The organism is Kaistia dalseonensis (assembly GCF_030814715.1).
Lineage (GTDB): Bacteria > Pseudomonadota > Alphaproteobacteria > Rhizobiales > Kaistiaceae > Kaistia > Kaistia dalseonensis.
In genome coordinates this window covers 77763-95145 of record NZ_JAUSVO010000008.1, presented here as the reverse complement: position 1 = coordinate 95145, position 17383 = coordinate 77763, and the positions used below count along the sequence as shown (strand labels likewise).

General features: G+C 62.1%; 15 protein-coding genes. 9 read left to right on the top strand and 6 right to left on the bottom strand.

What is annotated here, in order from left to right; genetic code table 11:
• Positions 1-17: 17 nt before the first annotated feature.
• Both QO014_RS23775 and aptA read right to left on the bottom strand, forming a co-directional pair.
• Entirely contained in the window at positions 18-1511 is a 1494-nt protein-coding gene (locus QO014_RS23775; RefSeq protein WP_266351266.1) for a CoA-acylating methylmalonate-semialdehyde dehydrogenase, read from the bottom strand.
• 17 nt (positions 1512-1528) lie between these two features.
• Entirely contained in the window at positions 1529-2851 is a 1323-nt protein-coding gene (gene aptA / locus QO014_RS23770) for an omega-aminotransferase AptA (protein WP_266351265.1), read from the bottom strand.
• A 122-nt stretch (positions 2852-2973) separates the two neighbouring features.
• On the opposite strand from aptA, the gene QO014_RS23765 reads away from it, so the two are divergent.
• The 6 genes from QO014_RS23765 to QO014_RS23740 all read left to right on the top strand — a co-directional run bounded on the left by QO014_RS23765 (position 2974) and on the right by QO014_RS23740 (position 9338).
• Complete coding sequence (locus QO014_RS23765; RefSeq protein WP_266351264.1) at positions 2974-3537, top strand: cupin domain-containing protein; 564 nt, start codon at positions 2974-2976, stop codon at positions 3535-3537.
• Positions 3538-3700: 163 nt separating this feature from the next.
• Positions 3701-4351, top strand: a complete 651-nt coding sequence (locus QO014_RS23760; RefSeq protein WP_266351263.1) for a TetR family transcriptional regulator C-terminal domain-containing protein — start codon at positions 3701-3703, stop codon at positions 4349-4351.
• An 83-nt stretch (positions 4352-4434) separates the two neighbouring features.
• Complete coding sequence (gene glsA, locus QO014_RS23755; RefSeq protein WP_266351262.1) at positions 4435-6309, top strand: glutaminase A; 1875 nt, start codon at positions 4435-4437, stop codon at positions 6307-6309.
• Positions 6310-6404: 95 nt separating this feature from the next.
• The gene (locus QO014_RS23750; protein ID WP_266351261.1) at positions 6405-7562 is read left to right on the top strand and encodes an NAD(P)-binding domain-containing protein; all 1158 of its coding nucleotides are present in this window, start codon (positions 6405-6407) and stop codon (positions 7560-7562) included.
• Between the two features lie 191 nt (positions 7563-7753).
• A complete protein-coding gene (locus QO014_RS23745) occupies positions 7754-8830 on the top strand; it encodes a GmrSD restriction endonuclease domain-containing protein (protein ID WP_266351260.1) in 1077 nt (358 codons plus the stop codon).
• Positions 8823-9338, top strand: a complete 516-nt coding sequence (locus QO014_RS23740) for a HEPN domain-containing protein (RefSeq protein WP_266351259.1) — start codon at positions 8823-8825, stop codon at positions 9336-9338. Before QO014_RS23745 ends, QO014_RS23740 begins: the two co-directional genes overlap by 8 nt.
• A gap of 270 nt (positions 9339-9608) precedes the next feature.
• Here the strand turns inward: QO014_RS23740 and preA are convergent, their stop codons facing one another.
• The 4 genes from preA to QO014_RS23720 all read right to left on the bottom strand — a co-directional run bounded on the left by preA (position 9609) and on the right by QO014_RS23720 (position 13777).
• Positions 9609-10934, bottom strand: a complete 1326-nt coding sequence (gene preA / locus QO014_RS23735; protein ID WP_266351258.1) for an NAD-dependent dihydropyrimidine dehydrogenase subunit PreA — start codon at positions 10932-10934, stop codon at positions 9609-9611.
• A 14-nt stretch (positions 10935-10948) separates the two neighbouring features.
• Positions 10949-12301: an NAD(P)-dependent oxidoreductase gene (locus QO014_RS23730; RefSeq protein WP_266351257.1), complete on the bottom strand. Its 1353-nt coding sequence runs from the start codon at positions 12299-12301 to the stop codon at positions 10949-10951.
• A 285-nt stretch (positions 12302-12586) separates the two neighbouring features.
• Positions 12587-12853, bottom strand: a complete 267-nt coding sequence (locus tag QO014_RS23725) for a DUF2798 domain-containing protein (RefSeq protein ID WP_266351256.1) — start codon at positions 12851-12853, stop codon at positions 12587-12589.
• A 180-nt stretch (positions 12854-13033) separates the two neighbouring features.
• Positions 13034-13777, bottom strand: a complete 744-nt coding sequence (locus tag QO014_RS23720; protein WP_266351255.1) for a GntR family transcriptional regulator — start codon at positions 13775-13777, stop codon at positions 13034-13036.
• Positions 13778-14073: 296 nt separating this feature from the next.
• Between QO014_RS23720 and QO014_RS23715 the strand changes: the two genes are divergently transcribed.
• The 3 genes from QO014_RS23715 to QO014_RS23705 all read left to right on the top strand — a co-directional run bounded on the left by QO014_RS23715 (position 14074) and on the right by QO014_RS23705 (position 17381).
• On the top strand, positions 14074-15057 hold the full coding sequence (locus tag QO014_RS23715) for an ABC transporter ATP-binding protein (RefSeq protein WP_266351254.1): 984 nt from the start codon (positions 14074-14076) through the stop codon (positions 15055-15057).
• Positions 15058-15100: 43 nt separating this feature from the next.
• On the top strand, positions 15101-16381 hold the full coding sequence (locus QO014_RS23710) for an ABC transporter substrate-binding protein (protein WP_266351253.1): 1281 nt from the start codon (positions 15101-15103) through the stop codon (positions 16379-16381).
• A gap of 118 nt (positions 16382-16499) precedes the next feature.
• Positions 16500-17381, top strand: a complete 882-nt coding sequence (locus tag QO014_RS23705) for an ABC transporter permease (protein ID WP_266351252.1) — start codon at positions 16500-16502, stop codon at positions 17379-17381.
• Positions 17382-17383 lie beyond the last annotated feature (2 nt).

Genomic DNA, 17383 nt, shown 5'->3' with positions numbered 1-17383 from the left:
TCACGAAAACAGGAAACTCACATCGTCGGGAAGTTGAACACCGCTCCCGACTTGATGCCGTCCGGCCAGCGACTGGTGACCGTCTTGATGCGGGTATAGAAGCGCACGCCTTCCGGCCCGTAGATCGCGTGATCGCCGAAAATCGACCGCTTCCAGCCACCGAAGGAATGGTAGGCGACCGGAACGGGGATCGGCACGTTGATACCGACCATGCCGGCCTCGACCTTGTCCGCGAACGAGCGCGCGGCGTCGCCATCGCGCGTGAAGATCGCGGTGCCGTTGCCGAATTCGTGGGCATTGATGAGCTTGAGTGCTTCGTCATAAGTCGGGGCGCGCAAGACCGAGAGGACAGGACCGAAGATCTCCTCACGGTAGATCGTCATTTCCTTGTCCACTTGATCAAAAAGCGTGCCACCTACGAAATAGCCGCCCTCATAGCCCTGCAGCTTGAAGCCGCGGCCGTCGACGACCAGCTTCGCGCCTTCGGCCACGCCCTTGTCGATATAGCCGACCACCTTGTCGTAATGCGCCTTGGAGACGAGCGGCCCCATCTCGGCGTCGCGATCCGTCGCCGGGCCGATCTTGAGCGCACGCACGCGCGGCGCCAGCGTCTCGATCAGCGCATCGGCCGTCTTCTGGCCGACGGGAACCGCGACCGAGACCGCCATGCAGCGCTCGCCGGCCGAGCCGTAGCCCGCGCCCATCAGCGCATCGGCGACCTTGTCCATGTCGGCATCGGGCATGACGACCATGTGGTTCTTGGCGCCGCCCAGAGCCTGAACGCGCTTTCCGGCTGCCGTGCCGGTCGCATAGACGTAAGACGCGATCGGGGTCGAGCCCACGAAGGAGACGGCCTTGATGTCGGGGTGATGCAGGATCGCGTCGACGACCTCCTTGTCGCCATGCACGACATTGAGCACGCCGGGCGGCAGGCCGGCCTCCCAGAGCAGTTCGGCGACGACCATGGCGGCCGTCGGGTCCTTCTCGGAAGGCTTCAGGATGAAGGTGTTGCCGCAGGCGATCGCCACCGGATACATCCAGAGCGGCACCATGCAGGGGAAGTTGAACGGCGTGATGCCGGCGACGACGCCGAGCGCCTGACGATCGGAATAGGTGTCGATCGACGGGCCGACATTCTTCGAATATTCGCCCTTCAGCAGATGGGGAATGCCGCAGGCGAATTCGACCACCTCGAGCCCGCGCTGGACTTCGCCGAGCGCGTCGTCATGCGTCTTGCCGTGCTCGAGCGAGATCGCCTTGGCGATCCGGTCGGCGTTCTTCTCCAGCAGATCCTTGAAGCGGAACATGACGCGCGCACGCTTCAGCGGCGGGGTATCGGCCCAGGCCGGGAAGGCCGCCTTGGCGACGGCGACCGCCGCATCGAGCTCGGCGGCGGTCGAGAGCGGCAGGTCGGCCGTCTTCTCGCCCGTCGCGGGATTGTAGATCGGCGCCGTGCGCGTCGAAGCCGAGGGGACGGGCTTGCCGCCGATGAGATTGGTAATCGTGGTCATGGACGTTTCCTCTGGCCTCAGTCGATCTGCTTCAGGACGTTCGCGAGCGTGCCGAAGAGCTGGTCGATGTGGCTCTTTTCGATGATGAGCGGCGGCGAGAGCGCAATGATGTCGCCGGTCGTGCGGATCATCACATTGCTCTCGAACGCCTTAAGGAAGGCCGAAAAGGCCCGCTTGGTCGGGGCACCGGGGATCGATTCCAGTTCGATCGCGCCGATCAGACCGAGATTGCGCAGGTCGATTACATGCGGCAGCCCCTTGAGGCTGTGCACCGCGTCTTCCCAATAGGAGGAGAGTTCGGCCGCGCGGGTGAGCAGGCCTTCTTCCTCATAGGTGTCGAGCGTCGCGAGCGAGGCGGCGCAGGCGACCGGATGGGCCGAATAGGTATAGCCGTGGAACAGCTCGATCATGTTCTCCGGGCCGGACATGAACGTCTCGTAGATCTTCGACGAGGCGAAGACGGCGCCCATCGGGATCGTGCCGTTGGTGATGCCCTTGGCGGTGCAGACGAGATCCGGCACGACGCCGAAATAATCGACCGCGAACGGCGTGCCGAGACGGCCAAAGCCGGTGATGACTTCGTCGAAGATCAGCAGGATATCGTGCTTGTCGCAGATCTCGCGCAGGCGCTTCAGATAGCCCTTCGGCGGGATCAGGACACCCGTCGAACCCGCGACCGGCTCGACGATCAGCGCGGCGATGGTCGATGCGTCATGGAGAGCGATCACGCGCTCCATCTCATCGGCGAATTCGGCGCCATATTCCGGCTCGCCCCGGGTGAAGGCGTTGCGCGACAGATCGTGGGTGTGGCGGATATGATCGACGCCGGTCAGCATCGTGCCGAAAGTCTTGCGGTTGCCGGAAATGCCGCCGACGGAGATGCCGCCGAAGCCGACGCCGTGATAGCCGCGCTCGCGGCCGATCAGGCGATATTTCTCGCCCTTGCCGCGTGCCCGCTGATAGGCGAGCGCGATCTTGAGCGCGGTATCGACCGATTCCGAGCCGGAATTGGTGAAGAACACATAATCGAGCGGCGTCGGCATCATCGCCGAAAGGCGCGAAGCGAGCTCGAAGGCCTTGGGATGGCCCATCTGGAAGGCCGGAGCATAGTCGAGTTCGGCGACCTGCTTCGACACGGCCTCAATGATCTTCGGCCGCGCATGGCCGGCATTGACGCACCACAGTCCCGCGCTGCCATCGAGCACGTCGCGGCCATCGGCGGTCTTGTAATACATGCCCTCTGCGCCGACGAGGAGACGGGGATTCTCCTTGAACTGGCGGTTCGCCGTGAACGGCATCCAGAAGGCGTCGAGATTGTTCGGACGAGGCGAAACGGTCATGTCGTGAAAGGTCCCTGTTCCGTTGGCTGTTTTGTCCAACCGGTCATTTTTCTGAACGTATCCCCGCGCTATAGGCCGGTCAATTCGTTGCCCGCGTTAAGAATGTTCTTTATGTTGAACACATGAACGCTAGAAATTTTGATCTGGACGTCGGCGCCAGGCTCCGCGAACTGAGAGTTCGCGAGGGGCTCTCGCAGCGCGCCCTCGCCAAGCGCGCGGGCGTATCCAATGCCACCATCTCGATGGTCGAGGCGAACCGCATCAGCCCGTCGGTCTCGGGCCTGCGCCAGATCCTTTCCGGCATTCCGCTCAGTCTGTCCGAGTTCTTCGCGGAGGCCAAGGGGGAGGCCGACAAGGTGGTCTTTCGCGCCGGCGAGCTGAAGGAAATCGCAGGCGGCCCGATCTCGTTCCGTCAGGTCGGCACCAATCTGGAGGGCCGATCACTGCAGATGATGCATGAGCGCTACCAGGCGGGCGCGGTCTCCGGCAAGGCGATGCTGTCGCATCAGGGCGAAGAAGCCGGTCTCGTCATTCGCGGCCGCATGCTGCTCGAGGTCGACGGATCACGCTACGAACTCTCCGCCGGCGACGCCTATTTCTTCGACAGCCGCAAGCCGCACGCGTTCAAGAATATCGGCGAGGGCGAACTCGAACTCGTCTCGGCCTGCACGCCGCCCACCTTCTAAGCCGGAGGGGCCGCAAGCTCCTGCCGCATTGAGCTTGCCCGCAAATTGGTCAAAACTGTCGACTGAATGGTCAAGAAATTGCTTGGCCATTTGGACATTGCCGGACACGACGTACACGTGGACCGACGATAAATATCGAGAACTGGAAGGCCTGCCCCCCGCAATGACCCCCGTCGATACCGCTCGCGCGCGCCAGACGAAGAAGCGCACGCGCATCCAGGAAGAAAACGAGGAGCGTATTCTCGATGCGGCGCTCGAGATCTTCTCGAGCTATGGCTTTCGCGGCGCCACTGTCGACCAGATTGCCCAAAGCGCCGGCATGACCAAGCCGAACCTGCTCTACTATTTCCGCCGCAAGGACGACATCTATCTCGCCGTGCTGCGCCGGACGCTGGAAGACTGGCTGCAGCCTCTGGAGGCGCTCGGCGCCAGCGACGATCCGGCCGAGGAGATCAAGGCCTATATCGATCGCAAGCTGGAGCTTTCGCGCGAGAATCCGAAGGCCTCCCGGCTCTATGCCATGGAGATCATGCAGGGCGCGCCCGTCATCGGGACGGTGCTCAACACGCGGCTCAAGATGCTGGTCGACGAGAAGACCAGCGTGATCACCCGCTGGATCGCCGAGGGGCGGCTCGCTCCGGTCGATCCCTACCATCTCATCTTCATGATCTGGGCGACCACGCAGCATTATGCCGATTTCGATGTTCAGGTCCGCGCCATGCTGGGCGACGAGACCGCCGATAACGGGCATTTCGCGATCGCGACGCGGACGCTGGAGGATGTCTTCCTGAAGGGTCTGCTGCCGGACCGATAGCCCCGCCTGCCCGCCATTGGCGCACGACGCGCGGTGGCTCGCGAATTGCATGCAATTTGCCGTGCAATATCGTGGGGGTGTCCATGTTGTCGAGCAGTCCGAGCGCCATCGATCCGTACGCCCAGCCATCCGGTTCCGACGGACTGGTCGCCGATTACCTCGCTGAACTGCATTTCCGCATCAGCCGCCTCTCCGGTGGCAATGTCGCGACGTATATCCCCGAACTCGCCAAGGCCGATCCGAAGCTCTGCGGCATCGCCATCGCCACCATCGACGGCAAGACCTATACGGCCGGCGACGCCGATTACGAATTCACCATCCAGTCGGTATCGAAACCCTTCGCCTATGGCTATGCGCTGGAGCGCTATGGCCGCGAGGCCGTGCTGCAACGGGTGGGCGTCGAACCAACGGGCGAAGCGTTCAACTCCATCATCCTCGACGAGGTGCATAACCGCCCGTTCAATCCGATGGTCAATGCGGGCGCGATCGCCATTGCCGAGACGATCAAGGGCGCGACCGGCGAGGAACGGGCCGAGACCATGCTCACGCTGTTCTCGCGTCTCGCCGGGCGGCGCCTCAGCATCGACGAGGCCGTCTTTCGTTCCGAACAGCAGACCGGCCATCGCAACCGCGCCATCGCCTATATGATGCTGAATTCCGGCATGATCCGCGGCGTGCCGGAAGACATACTCGACGTCTATTTCCGCCAGTGCTCCGTGCGCGTCACCTGCCGGGACCTCGCCGTCATGGCGGCGACGCTGGCCAATGACGGCGTCAATCCGCTGACGGGCGAACGCGCCATCGCGGCCGAATTCGTCGCCGACGTGCTGACCGTCATGAACACCTGCGGCATGTATAATTATGCCGGCCAATGGTCCTACGATGTCGGCATTCCCGCGAAGAGCGGCGTCGCCGGCTCGATCCTCGCGGTGATTCCGGGCCAGCTCGGCATCGCCGTCTTCTCGCCGCCGATCGACCAGCACGGCAACAGCGTGCGCGGCGTCGCCGCCTGCAAGGAGATCGCGCAGGACTTTCGCCTCAACATCTTCCGCAGCCATGTCTCGACGGCCACGGCGATCCGCCGCGAGCTCCATGGCGACGTCATTCATTCGAAGCGCGCGCGCAACCCGCCGGAGCGCAAGCTGCTCAAGGAAACGGGCCGCCGCATCTGCCTGGTCGAGGTTCAGGGGCCGCTCTTCTTCGGCTCGGCCGAGAGGCTCATTCGCCGGATCGGCGAGATCGACCCTCGACCGAGCCACATGATCCTCGATTTCCGCCGCGTGCCCTATGCCGACGAAGCGGCGTGCAAGCTGCTCGCGCGGCTCGCGACCTCCTTCGTCGAGGAGGGGCGTCGGCTTCTGGTGACGCATCTCGGCCAGGATTCATCGCTCGCGCCGCTGCGCGCGACCTTCGAGGACATCCTGCCGGGGCAGATCTTCGATCATCGCGACGCCGCGCTCGAACTCTGCGAAAACGCGATCATCGCCGAGGCCGGCATCAGCTATGACGCGACGCGCTTCGCGCTCGCCGAGCTCGACATCTTCAAGGGGCTGGCGCGCGAGGATCTGAAGCTGCTCGAAATGCTGGCCCGGCCGATGGTGTTCGAGGCCGGCGACCGGATCATTCGTGCCGGCGATCCGGCGCTGCTCTTCTTCGTCGTCGCACGCGGCACCGTGACGGTCGAACTCCCCGACAGGGGCACGGGCCAGACGCTCCGGCTCGCTTCGATGGGACCCGGCCTCACCTTCGGCGAAATGGCGCTGCTCGATGGTGGCCGCCGCTCGGCCGACGTGGTCGCGAGCGAGCGGGTCGTCTGCTACGGCTTCTCCGTCGAGGCGATCCACGATCTCGGCCGCACAGCTCCGCATATATTGACGACGATCTACGCCAACATGATGCGCGACTTCTCCGAGCGGCTGCGCCGGGCCAATGAGGAAATCCGCGCGCTCGAACATTGAGCGCCGGGTCTGCAGCCGGGCCGCCGGCGCGGGCATGGTTCCTTCAGACGTCGCATCCTACATAGGCCGTTCGGACACGAAACGGGCGAGGCATCATGGAAGGCTCAGGCGAGGCGGCGGCGGAGCAATCCGTCGCGAGCGGCAACGACATTACGCCGACCCGCAATCCGAACGTCGCGGTCAAGGTCGATATCGTCGTCATCGGCGCCGGACAGGCCGGGCTCTCCTCGGCCTATCATCTGAAGAAGCTCGGCATTGCCCCGCAGACCGGCTTCCTCGTGCTCGACCATGCGGCGCAAGCGGGCGGCGCCTGGCAATATCGCTGGCCGACGCTGACGCTCTCCACCGTCAACCGCATCCACGACCTGCCCGGCATGCGCTTTTCCGACGCCGTCGATACGAGCGCGGGCCAGGTCCAGGCATCGGTCGCCGTGCCGGAATATTTCGCCGCCTATGAGAAGGCCTTCGCGCTGCCGATCTACAGGCCCGTCAACGTCAAGGTCGTGTGCGATCGCGGAGAACGCCTCCGCATCGAGACGGACCGGGTCAATTTCGCCGCGCGCGGTCTGATCAATGCGACGGGCACGTGGGAAACGCCCTATATTCCGGACTATCCTGGCGCTGCGCGTTTCAAGGGGCGCCAGCTCCACACGCGCGACTATCGCACTGCCGCCGAATTTGCCGGCCAGCGCGTCGTGATCGTCGGCGGCGGCATTTCGGCGCTGCAGCTTCTCGACGAGATCTCGCATGTCGCGACGACGATCTGGGTCACGCGCCGGCCGCCGGAATTCCGTGAGGGGCCCTTCAATGACGAGGCCGGCCACGCCGCTGTCGCTCTGGTGGAAGAGCGCGTGCGGCGGGGCGAACCGCCGACCTCCGTCGTATCCGTGACCGGGCTGCCGGTGACACCGGCAATAATCGCCATGCGCGAGCGCGGTGTGCTGAAACGCCTGCCGATGTTTGCCGAGATCACCGAACAGGGCGTGCGCTGGGCCGACGGCAGCGAGCAGCAGGCCGACGTCATTCTCTGGTGCACCGGCTTTCGCAGCGCGCTCGACCATCTGGCGCCGCTGCAACTGCGCGAGGCCCCGGGCGGTGGCATCAAGATGACCGGGCGCCTCGCAACCCAGGTAGCGAAGGACCCGCGCATCCATCTGGTCGGCTACGGCCCCTCCGCCTCGACGATCGGCGCCAACCGCGCCGGCGCAGCGGCGGCGCGGGAGCTCGCTCCGTTCCTGGGACTGCTGAGGTAGAGGAGCCTGCCAGCGATACAGCGCCCCGCATTTTCTTGGTAAACGATGCGTAGAACTACTCCTGTTTGATGGAGGGCTGATACGAACTGCGGGAAAAGGCGCTCGAACGATAGCCAACTGCGATTTGCGCCATTGACGTAAGGTCATTTTCTTACGCAGTATTACTCAATTGTTGAAATAGGGGACCGCGAGTGGCCGAAAACTATGAGATAGACGACCTCACCACCGAAGAAGAAAATGAGGAGACTCCATTTGTCGAATTCGATATCTCGGTTTCTCCGTCTGATCCTACGCTTGAGCTTCTCGCTTCCCAAGTACAGCGCGGTGACATTATCATCCCCTTCTACCAACGCAGGTATGTTTGGAAAATCGAGCAAGCTTCTAAGCTGATTGAGTCTTTTCTTATGGGACTGCCGGTCCCACAGGTTTTTCTTTATGTAAATATTGAGGATCAACTTGAAGTTATTGATGGGCAACAGCGCATCATGTCAGTTAAGTATTTTCTAGACGGCTTTTTCGGTGAGCCTGACAACCAAAATCGTAGACAGATATTCAAGCTAAAGGGTTTGTCGGAACGCTCCGAATACAACGGAAAGACGTTTTTGGAGCTTTCGCAAAGAGATCAGCGCAAGCTGCGGAATTCGACACTGCGTGCAATAAATATAAAGCAGCTAAAACCAAGCCTTCGAAACGACAGCGTTTTTCATATTTTTGAGCGCCTTAATACAGGCGGCACACAGTTGAAGCCGCAGGAAATTCGCAACGCAGTATATAGAGGAAAAATCGTTGATGAGCTCAAGGCGCTCAATCTTACACCAGGATGGCACAAAATCCTTGGAATCAAGAAGCCCGACAAGAACCAAAAAGACATCGAGCTCATACTAAGGTTATTCGGACTATTCGAGGTTTGGGCCGACTATGAAAAGCCAATGTTACAGTACCTGAATGGCCAAATGGACTCGAACCGTGATTTTTCTTCTGAGCGCGCCGCGCGATTTAAGAATACATTTCCACTTATCGTCAATAAAGTTAACAACGCCTTGGATAACCCATTCCGGCCAAAGCGCGTAATTAATGCCGCAGTCTTGGAATCCGTAATGGTAACTCTATTGGAAAATAGTTACATATCAGCAGATGACCTTAGATCGCGATATACCGAACTTCTACGGGATTCATCGTTTACAGAGCACATAAGCGGCGGAACGACAGATACCTTGGTCTTGCGGTCTCGGCTCGAAGCAGCACGGAAAATTCTGACCCATGCCTAGAGCCGATTTGGACAGACACTTCAATCGTATCGAGCAGTTGGTCAGCGAGATTCGACAACATGTACCCGTCGATCGAATCGACGCGGGGCAGCTTCGCGCCGATCTGGCCGGCCTCTTGGTTGTTTCAATAGCGGCTTCCTACGAAACCTGCGTTAAGGAGACGCTATTCAACTACGCAAATAAACATCACGCCGCATTCGGAAATTTCACCTTCAATAATTTCAAGAAACTGAACAGTAGAATTTCCATACCGGACTTATATAAATACACTGAGACTTTTGATTCTGACGTGAATATCAGGTTCAAGTCATTGATTTCTAAGCGAAGAAAGAATATTGATAAAAAGATTGGTAAAAATATTGAGTCCAATTATACGCAAATATTGAATTGGCGACACGCATTTGCTCATGCCTGGGCCAGAAATACGACAATAGAAGAAGCTATAGTTACGCATCGCCTAGCTAAGCGTGTATTATACTCCTTCGATGAAGCCTTCAACGGAAGGTGATGCGGCGAGCTGCCATCTATAGACCGCTTACAGCGCAAATGACGGTCAAGTCTAGCACACAGAGCCTCTCACATTATGACCCAAATCGCCCGCGCTAATCATCTTGAGGGCCGGCCAAAACCTCATCGTGGTTTTGAAGAGGGGGGGGGTCCTGCGTCTCAGGATACAACTAAGTCAGGCGTAATTACCTGCCCCCCCGAAACGCACACGCGTTTTTTTCTACCTTCCTTGGGGGGAGTGTTGAGGACAAGCGGCGCGGGCGCCCCCCCCCTACTCCGCCGGCTCCGCCACGACAGCCACGGGCTTTGCCATCGGATTATTGGGATGGGTCGTCCAGTTGGCGTATTCGTTCGAGATCGGGAAGCCGGTGCGCGGATCGGTGCCCGAGGTCATCGGCTCCATCGTGATGCAGTTCTCGATCGGGCAGACATTGACGCAGAGATTGCAGCCGACGCATTCCGCGTCGATGACCTCGAAATGGCGCTTGCCGTCGAGCATCGACGTGATCGCCTGGTGCGAGGTGTCCTCGCAGGCGATGTGGCAGCGGCCGCACTTGATGCAGAGATCCTGGTCTATCTTGGCCTTGGCGACATAGTTCAGGTTCAGATACTGCCAGTCCGTGACATTGCCGACCGCACGGCCGACGATCTCGTCGACGGACGAGAAGCCGTGCTTGTCCATATATTCGGAAAGGCCAGTGATCATGTCCTGCACGATGCGGAAGCCATAGGTCATGGCCGCCGTGCAGACCTGCACATTGCCGGCGCCGAGAGCCATGTACTCGACCGCGTCGCGCCAGGTGGTGATGCCGCCAATGCCGGAGATCGGCAGGCCGTGCGTTTCGCGGTCGCGGGCGATTTCCGCCACCATGTTGAGCGCGATCGGCTTGACCGCCGGGCCGCAATAGCCGCCATGGCTGCCCTTGCCGTCGACGGTGGGGATCGGGGCGAAATTGTCGATGTCGACGCCGATGATCGAATTGATCGTGTTGATCAGCGATACGGCATCGGCGCCGCCGCGCATCGCGGCGCGGGCCGGCTGGCGGACATCGGAGATGTTCGGCGTCAGCTTGACGATGACGGGCATGCGCGAATGCTGCTTGCACCAGCGCGTGACCATCTCGACATATTCCGGCACCTGGCCGACGGCAGCGCCCATGCCGCGCTCGCTCATGCCGTGCGGACAGCCGAAATTGAGCTCGACGCCATCGGCCTCGGTTTCCTCGACCTTGGCGAGGATGTCCTTCCAGTAGTGCTCCTCGCAGGGGACCATCAGCGAGACGACCAGCGCCCGATCAGGCCAGTCGCGCTTCACCTGCTTGATTTCCTGGAGGTTGATGTCCAGCGGACGATCGGTGATCAGCTCGATATTGTTCAGGCCGATCAGGCGCCGGTCATTCGAATGGATCGCGCCATAGCGCGGGCCCGAAACGTTGACGACGGGCGGATCGGTGCCGAGCGTCTTCCAGACGACGCCGCCCCAGCCATCCTTGAAAGCGCGGACGACATTATAGGCCTTGTCCGTCGGCGGCGCCGAAGCGAGCCAGAACGGGTTGGGCGATTTGATACCGATGAAATTGGACGCGAGATTGGCCATGGGAACGTCCTTCCTCAGGCTGCGGTGAGCGCGCGATGAATGGACTCGGCCGCAATGCGGCCGTCGGCGACGGCGGCGACCGTCAGATCCTCGCCGGTGGCGGCGCAATCGCCGCCCGCCCAGACGCCGGAGATCGATGTCCGCCGCTCCTCGTCGACCTTGATCTTACCACGATCGAGCGCGATCGCATCGGCCGCGCCGTTGAGCGCCCCCGGCACGAAGGTCTGGCCGATCGCCTTGAAGACCATGTCGGCGGACAGATCGAAGGTCTCGCCCGTCCCGACGAGCCGGCCATCCTGGTCGGCGGTCTTCTCGAAGGTCATGCCGATGACGCGGCCATCCTCGACCTTGAGGGCGGCGGGCTTGGCATGGTGGCGGATGACGACGCCGCTGGTGGCTGCCAGTTCCTGCTCGTAGAGCGAGGCGCCCATCTTGTCCTGGCCGCGACGATAGACGATCGTCACCTCGTCGGCGCCGAGCCGCTTCGACTGCACGGCGACGTCGATCGCCGTCATGCCGCCGCCGACGACGACAATTTTGCCGGCTACGGGAAGACTGCCGAGATCCTTCGCCTGGCGCAGCTCTGCGATGTAGTCGACCGCATCCGCGACACCGGGCAGCGCTTCCTCCGCGAGGCCGAGCGCATTGACGCCGGCAAGGCCCATGCCGAGGAAGACGGCGTCATAGGACTGCTTCAGCTCTCCGAGCGTGATGTCGCGGCCAAGCGCCTTGCCATGCTCGACGGTGATGCCGCCGATCGAAAGCACGAAATCCACCTCGGCCTGCGCGAAATTGTCGGGCGCCTTATAGGCGGCGATGCCGTATTCGTTGAGCCCGCCCGCCTTCTCGCGCGCATCGTAAATGACCACGTCATGGCCATGGCGGGCGAGGCGGTGGGCGGCGGAGAGGCCGGCCGGGCCGCCGCCAATGACCGCGACGCGCTTGCCGGTCGAGGGCGCGCGCTCGAAGGGCTGCTCGCCCTCTTCTTCCATCAGCGTATCGGTGGCGTAGCGCTGCAGCAGGCCGATCTTCACCGGCTTGCCCTCGGCTTCCTCGCGCACGCAGGCTTCTTCGCAGAGCGTCTCGGTCGGGCAGACGCGGGCGCACATGCCACCCAGAATGTTCTGCTCGAAGATCGTCTCGGCGGAGCCGATCGGATTATGCGTCAGGATCTGGCGGATGAAGAGCGGGATGTCGATCGATGTCGGGCACGCCTTCACGCAGGGCGCATCATAGCAGAAATAGCAGCGATCCGCCTCGACCAAGGCCTGGTGCTGGTCGAGCGGCGGATGGATGTCGTTGAAATTGGCGGCATATTCGGCAGGCGACAGGCGACCTGCGGCAATATCGGGAGCGCTCGACGGCATGCTCTCTCCTCCCTCGCGGCCGAAACGGCCCTGGGTCGATGACGAGACCATGCCCATGCGCCCGCAAGAGACGCGGCGTCGGACACGGCCCCCGTTTCCGTGGCACGCCGCCCTCTGGTTTTTCAGGCTTTCGGCGCGCCGTCGGAAAACTCTTGATCATTTGGACAAATTCTTGAACGAGCGTCAAGACGGTCCTTTGAGCAATTCCAATCTACTCTTGCACAAATCGGGAGCATGCAGCGCGGAAATGCAGGGCGGCCAATCAGGTACGGCCGCCCGCGCGCTTCAACGCGCCGGCGCAGCGACGATGGCGGCAACCAGACAACGCACCAGAGGCAGGATCATGAGCAGCACGGGAAAGGCGATGAACCAGGACAGTAGCCAGGCCGAGCCCCAACGACTGAGGAAATCCGGTGTGAGACCGAATCCCCTCAGGGTCGACACAGCCGAAACCATGCCGCACATGAAGATGGAGAGAATGAACGGGAAAGCGACCGCATGATAGCGCGCGGGCAGCTTGCCGAACGAACGATTGGACGAAGATGACGTCATGATAGTTTCCGTGAAACAGGCCGTGCGCTCGCCTCAAGAGGCGGGACCCACGGCTTATGGTGGGTCTTGTGAGCGCGTTGGTTCACGGTAACGCTTACGGCTCTCGACACAGTCGGTGTCGGAACGACGCTTTCTATCGCGAAGGGCGGCTCCGCGGCAAGCCCTCCCTGTGGCGCAGCGCTATTTCTCGCGCAGGCTCAGTATGTCGGCGAGCGAGACCGGCGCGGCGCTTCGTTCCGTCAGGTCGAGGCCATCGACCAGATCGGCGATGTGCTCGGCCATCAGAGTGGACGCCTCCGTCGCATTGCCGGCGGCGAGCGCGGCGATCAGGGCGCCATGGGCCGGCGTCGCGCAGGTCGCCTCGCGGCGGCGCCAATAGAGCGACAGGATCAGCGCCGAGCGGACCACGAGCTCACGTACGAAGCCGGCGAAGATCGGCTGTCCGGCAATCGCGGCGATCGAATTGTGAAAGTCGCCGGAGAGAACGATCGCGCGGCGATGGTCGCCCGAATGGAGCGCGGCATGCTCCTCGTCGACCTGCTGCCGCAGCATGGCAACATCGGCCGCGCTCGCGCGCAGCGCCGCCGTCGCGGCGACGCGCGGCTCGATCAGCTGCCGCGCCTCGAAGATCGAGCGCGCCTCGGCGACGGTCGGATGAGCCACCATCGCGCCGCGGTTCGGCTCGATATTGACGACACCCTCATGCGACAGCGCCTCGAGCGCCGAGCGCACGATCGTCCGGCTCGCACCATAGACCGCGCCGACCTCGTCCTCGGGCAGGCGCGTCCCGGGCGCGAGACGATGATCGACGATCGCCGCCAGCAGCTCGCGATAAATCGTCGTGGCGCGCGCGCTGCGAAGCGGCGTGCGACTGCTGATGACGGAAGGCGCGGCATCGGCGGCCGCGCGGGCTGGTCCTGGCATTCTCGCAATATCCACGGGGCGGACGCGGCCGGAAAATGCCGGCGGCGCGAACCACCGAAGCCCAGACTAGCCCACGGCCCAAACGAAGCAAGACCAGGATCGTATACAAAAATATGCAGACATTGTGCTCGCGCGATTAAACTTTGTGCATCCGAAATTGGCAGCCCCTCCATGACCCGAAAAGTGGCATAGCGATCTTTCATCAATTATTTCAAACCGTTAACTTGCCCTCCCCTGCTGCAGCTCCTGTTGGCACATGAATTGCGATCATCGTTCTGGTCCACACGGAGACGACGATGGCACGAGCAGCCGATCTGGAACTGGCTTCCGTCACCAAGCGCTACGGCGACACGACCGCGGTCGATGCGATCGACCTGAAGATCAAGGCGGGAACCTATTGCTGCCTGCTCGGCCCATCGGGCTGCGGCAAATCCTCGACGCTGCGCATGATCGCAGGCCATGAGAGCGTCTCGGATGGCGACATCGTGCTGGGCAATGACGTCGTGAACGACCTGCCGCCGGCCAAGCGCGGCACGGCGATGATGTTCCAGTCCTATGCGCTGTTTCCCCATCTCTCGGTTCGCGACAATGTCGCCTTCTCGCTCAAGATGAAGGGCGTCAACAAGGTCGAGCGTTCGATCAAGGCGACCGAGACGCTGAAGACGGTCGACATGGAGCGCTATGCCGAGCGCCTGCCGAGCCAGCTTTCCGGCGGCCAGCAGCAGCGCGTGGCCCTCGCCCGCGCGCTCGTCACCGATCCACAGATCCTGCTCCTCGACGAGCCACTTTCCGCGCTCGATCCGTTCCTGAAGATCCGCGTGCGCGCCGAATTGAAGCGCTTCCAGCGCGAACTCGGCATCTCCTTCATCCATGTGACGCACAGTCAGGAAGAAGCGATGGCGCTCGCCGACCTGATCATCATCATGAACAACGGCAAGATCGAGCAGCAGGGCAATCCGCGCGACATCTTCAACGCGCCGGCGACCGAATTCGTCGCCCGCTTCATCGGCGGCCACAATGTGATGCCGATCGACGGGCGCAAGATCTCCGTCCGCTCCGACCGGCTTTCGGTTGGCCCGGGCGGAACCGCCGGCACGCCGGCGACCGTCCGCGACGTCGAATATCAGGGCACCGCCGTCTATGTCAGCCTCGCCACCGAGAGCGGGCTGGACATGATGGCGATCGTGCCCGAGCGCACCTTCTATGCCCGGCCGTTCGAGACCGGCGAGACCGTCAGCGTCTCATGGGACCCAGCGGACATCCACGAACTGGCCGCCTGAATCCAGTCACCTTCCGATAATGCCACCAGAGGAGAGTTCAGCCATGACCAAGACCACGACCGGCGGTATTTCCCGCCGCACCCTGCTGAAGGGGTCGGCCATCACCGCCGGCTTCATCGGCACCACGGCCGTGACCGGCTTCCCGGCGGTCCATGCGGACGAGCCGATCACGCTGCGCTATCTCTCGACGGCGACCAACCAGTCGCCCGCCATCGCCGCCAAGGCGAAGGAAGTCACCGGCATCAACGTCGAATATGTGACCGTCACCACCGACGACGTCACCAAGCGCATCATCACCCAGCCCGACTCGTTCGACCTCGTCGACAGCGAATATGCGAGCCTTCCCAACCTGATCCCGTCGGGCAACCTGATGGGCATCGACGCCAAGAAGGTGAAGCTCGTCGACAAGCTCGCCACCGTCATGACCAAGGGCGAGATCAACGGCAAGAAGATCGGCGACCAGGGCACGGCGCCGCACAAGGTGTTCTATCTCGAGAAGCAGCGCGGCAAGGAGTTCGCCAAGGAGCAGACCGAGTGGATCACCCTGATCCCGACGACCTACAATGCCGATACGCTCGGCATTCGCCCCGACCTGATCAAGCGCCCGATCGAGAGCTGGGCCGAGCTGCTCAATCCTGAGTTCAAGGGCAAGGCCGCCATCCTGAACATCCCGTCGATCGGCATCATGGACGCCGCGATGGTCAACGAAGCCATGGGCCTCGTGAAGTATGGCGACAAGGGCAACATGACCAAGGAGGAGATCGACAAGACGATCGCCACCCTGATCGAAGCCAAGAAGGCCGGCCAGTTCCGCGCCTTCTGGACCGACTTCAACGAGAGCGTCAACCTGATGGCCTCGGGCGAGACCGTCATCCAGTCCATGTGGTCGCCGGCCGTGACGGCCGTCCGCCTCAAGGGCATCCCCTGCACCTTCCAGCCGCTGAAGGAAGGCTATCGCGCCTGGGCCTCGGGCTTCGGCCTGCCCAAGACGCTGAAGGGCAAGAAGCTCGACGCCGCCTACGAATTCATCAACTGGTTCCTCGACGGCTGGGCCGGCGCCTATCTGAACCGCCAGGGCTATTACGCGGCGGTGCTGGAGACGGCCAAGGAGAATATGGAGCCCTATGAGTGGGCGTTCTGGATGGAAGGCAAGCCGGCCGAGAAGGACATTCATGGTCCGGACGGCGGCCTGCTCGAGAAGGCCGGCACGGTCCGCGACGGCGGCTCCTACGACACCCGCATGGGCGCCGTCGCCTGCTGGAACTCGACCATGAAGGAGAACGCCTACATGGTCCAGAAGTGGAACGAGTTCATCGCCGCCTGATCGGCCGGCGAAGCTCGCGCATCAATGCCCGCCGGCCCGGAAAGTGCTGCTTTCCGGGCCGGCGACGGCCTTCTCCCGATCCTGAACCCGGAAACCGCCGAACGGAGCCTGCCAGCCCATGTTGGAAGCGAAATCGCGTTGGACGCCCTATTGGCAAGCCGCTCCACTGGCACTGGTCTTCCTGATCTTCTTCATCCTGCCGCTGCTCGTGACCTTCATCGTGTCCTTCTGGACCTATACGGGCTATTCAATCGCGCCGGCCTTCGTCAGCGACAACTACCTGACCGCCTTCGACAAGTGCTTCTCGTCGCTGCCAGACCTCTGCACGACGTTCCGCACCTATCTCTCGACGCTGAAATTCTGCTTCCTGGTCTGGCTGATCACGCTCGTGCTCGGCTTCACCATCGCCTATTACCTGACCTTCGAGATCAAGACGCCGACGATGCGCATCGTGCTGGCGCTGCTGACGACGATCCCGTTCTGGACGTCGAACGTCATCCGCATGATCTCGTGGATCCCGCTGCTCGGCCGCAACGGCCTCGTCAACCAGGCGCTGATGGGCGCCGGCATTACGAGCCAGCCGATCGACTGGCTGCTCTATTCGAGCTTTTCCGTCACGCTCTCTCTGGTGCACATCAACACGGTCTTCATGATCGTGCCGATCCTGAACTCCATGTCGCGCATCGACCGCTCGCTGATCGAGGCCGCCTATGACAATGGCGCCAGCGCCTGGCAGACGCTCTGGAACGTCATCATCCCGCTCACCAAGACCGGCATCGCCATCGGCTCGATCTTCGTGATCACCGTCGTGATGGGCGACTTCATCTCCGTCGGCCTGATGGGCGGCCAGCAGATCGCCTCGGCCGGCAAGGTCATCGAAACGCAGATCACCGCGCTGCAATTCCCGATCGCGGCCGCGAACGCCATCGTGCTGCTCGCCGTCGTGCTGATGATCATCTGGACGATGCTGCGCTTCGTCGACATCCGCAAGGAGCTCTGAGG

Excerpts from the sequence above, each read along its gene's own strand:
- QO014_RS23730 (WP_266351257.1), bottom strand. The coding sequence starts at position 12,301 with ATGCCGTCGAGCGCTCCCGATATTGCCGCAGGTCGCCTGTCGCCTGCC.
- QO014_RS23765 (WP_266351264.1), top strand. The coding sequence starts at position 2,974 with ATGAACGCTAGAAATTTTGATCTGGACGTCGGCGCCAGGCTCCGCGAA.
- QO014_RS23710 (WP_266351253.1), top strand. The coding sequence starts at position 15,101 with ATGACCAAGACCACGACCGGCGGTATTTCCCGCCGCACCCTGCTGAAG.
- QO014_RS23750 (WP_266351261.1), top strand. The coding sequence starts at position 6,405 with ATGGAAGGCTCAGGCGAGGCGGCGGCGGAGCAATCCGTCGCGAGCGGC.
- QO014_RS23715 (WP_266351254.1), top strand. The coding sequence starts at position 14,074 with ATGGCACGAGCAGCCGATCTGGAACTGGCTTCCGTCACCAAGCGCTAC.
- QO014_RS23740 (WP_266351259.1), top strand. The coding sequence starts at position 8,823 with ATGCCTAGAGCCGATTTGGACAGACACTTCAATCGTATCGAGCAGTTG.
- QO014_RS23760 (WP_266351263.1), top strand. The coding sequence starts at position 3,701 with ATGACCCCCGTCGATACCGCTCGCGCGCGCCAGACGAAGAAGCGCACG.
- aptA (WP_266351265.1), bottom strand. The coding sequence starts at position 2,851 with ATGACCGTTTCGCCTCGTCCGAACAATCTCGACGCCTTCTGGATGCCG.
- QO014_RS23705 (WP_266351252.1), top strand. The coding sequence starts at position 16,500 with ATGTTGGAAGCGAAATCGCGTTGGACGCCCTATTGGCAAGCCGCTCCA.
- QO014_RS23775 (WP_266351266.1), bottom strand. The coding sequence starts at position 1,511 with ATGACCACGATTACCAATCTCATCGGCGGCAAGCCCGTCCCCTCGGCT.
- preA (WP_266351258.1), bottom strand. The coding sequence starts at position 10,934 with ATGGCCAATCTCGCGTCCAATTTCATCGGTATCAAATCGCCCAACCCG.
- glsA (WP_266351262.1), top strand. The coding sequence starts at position 4,435 with ATGTTGTCGAGCAGTCCGAGCGCCATCGATCCGTACGCCCAGCCATCC.
- QO014_RS23725 (WP_266351256.1), bottom strand. The coding sequence starts at position 12,853 with ATGACGTCATCTTCGTCCAATCGTTCGTTCGGCAAGCTGCCCGCGCGC.
- QO014_RS23720 (WP_266351255.1), bottom strand. The coding sequence starts at position 13,777 with ATGCCAGGACCAGCCCGCGCGGCCGCCGATGCCGCGCCTTCCGTCATC.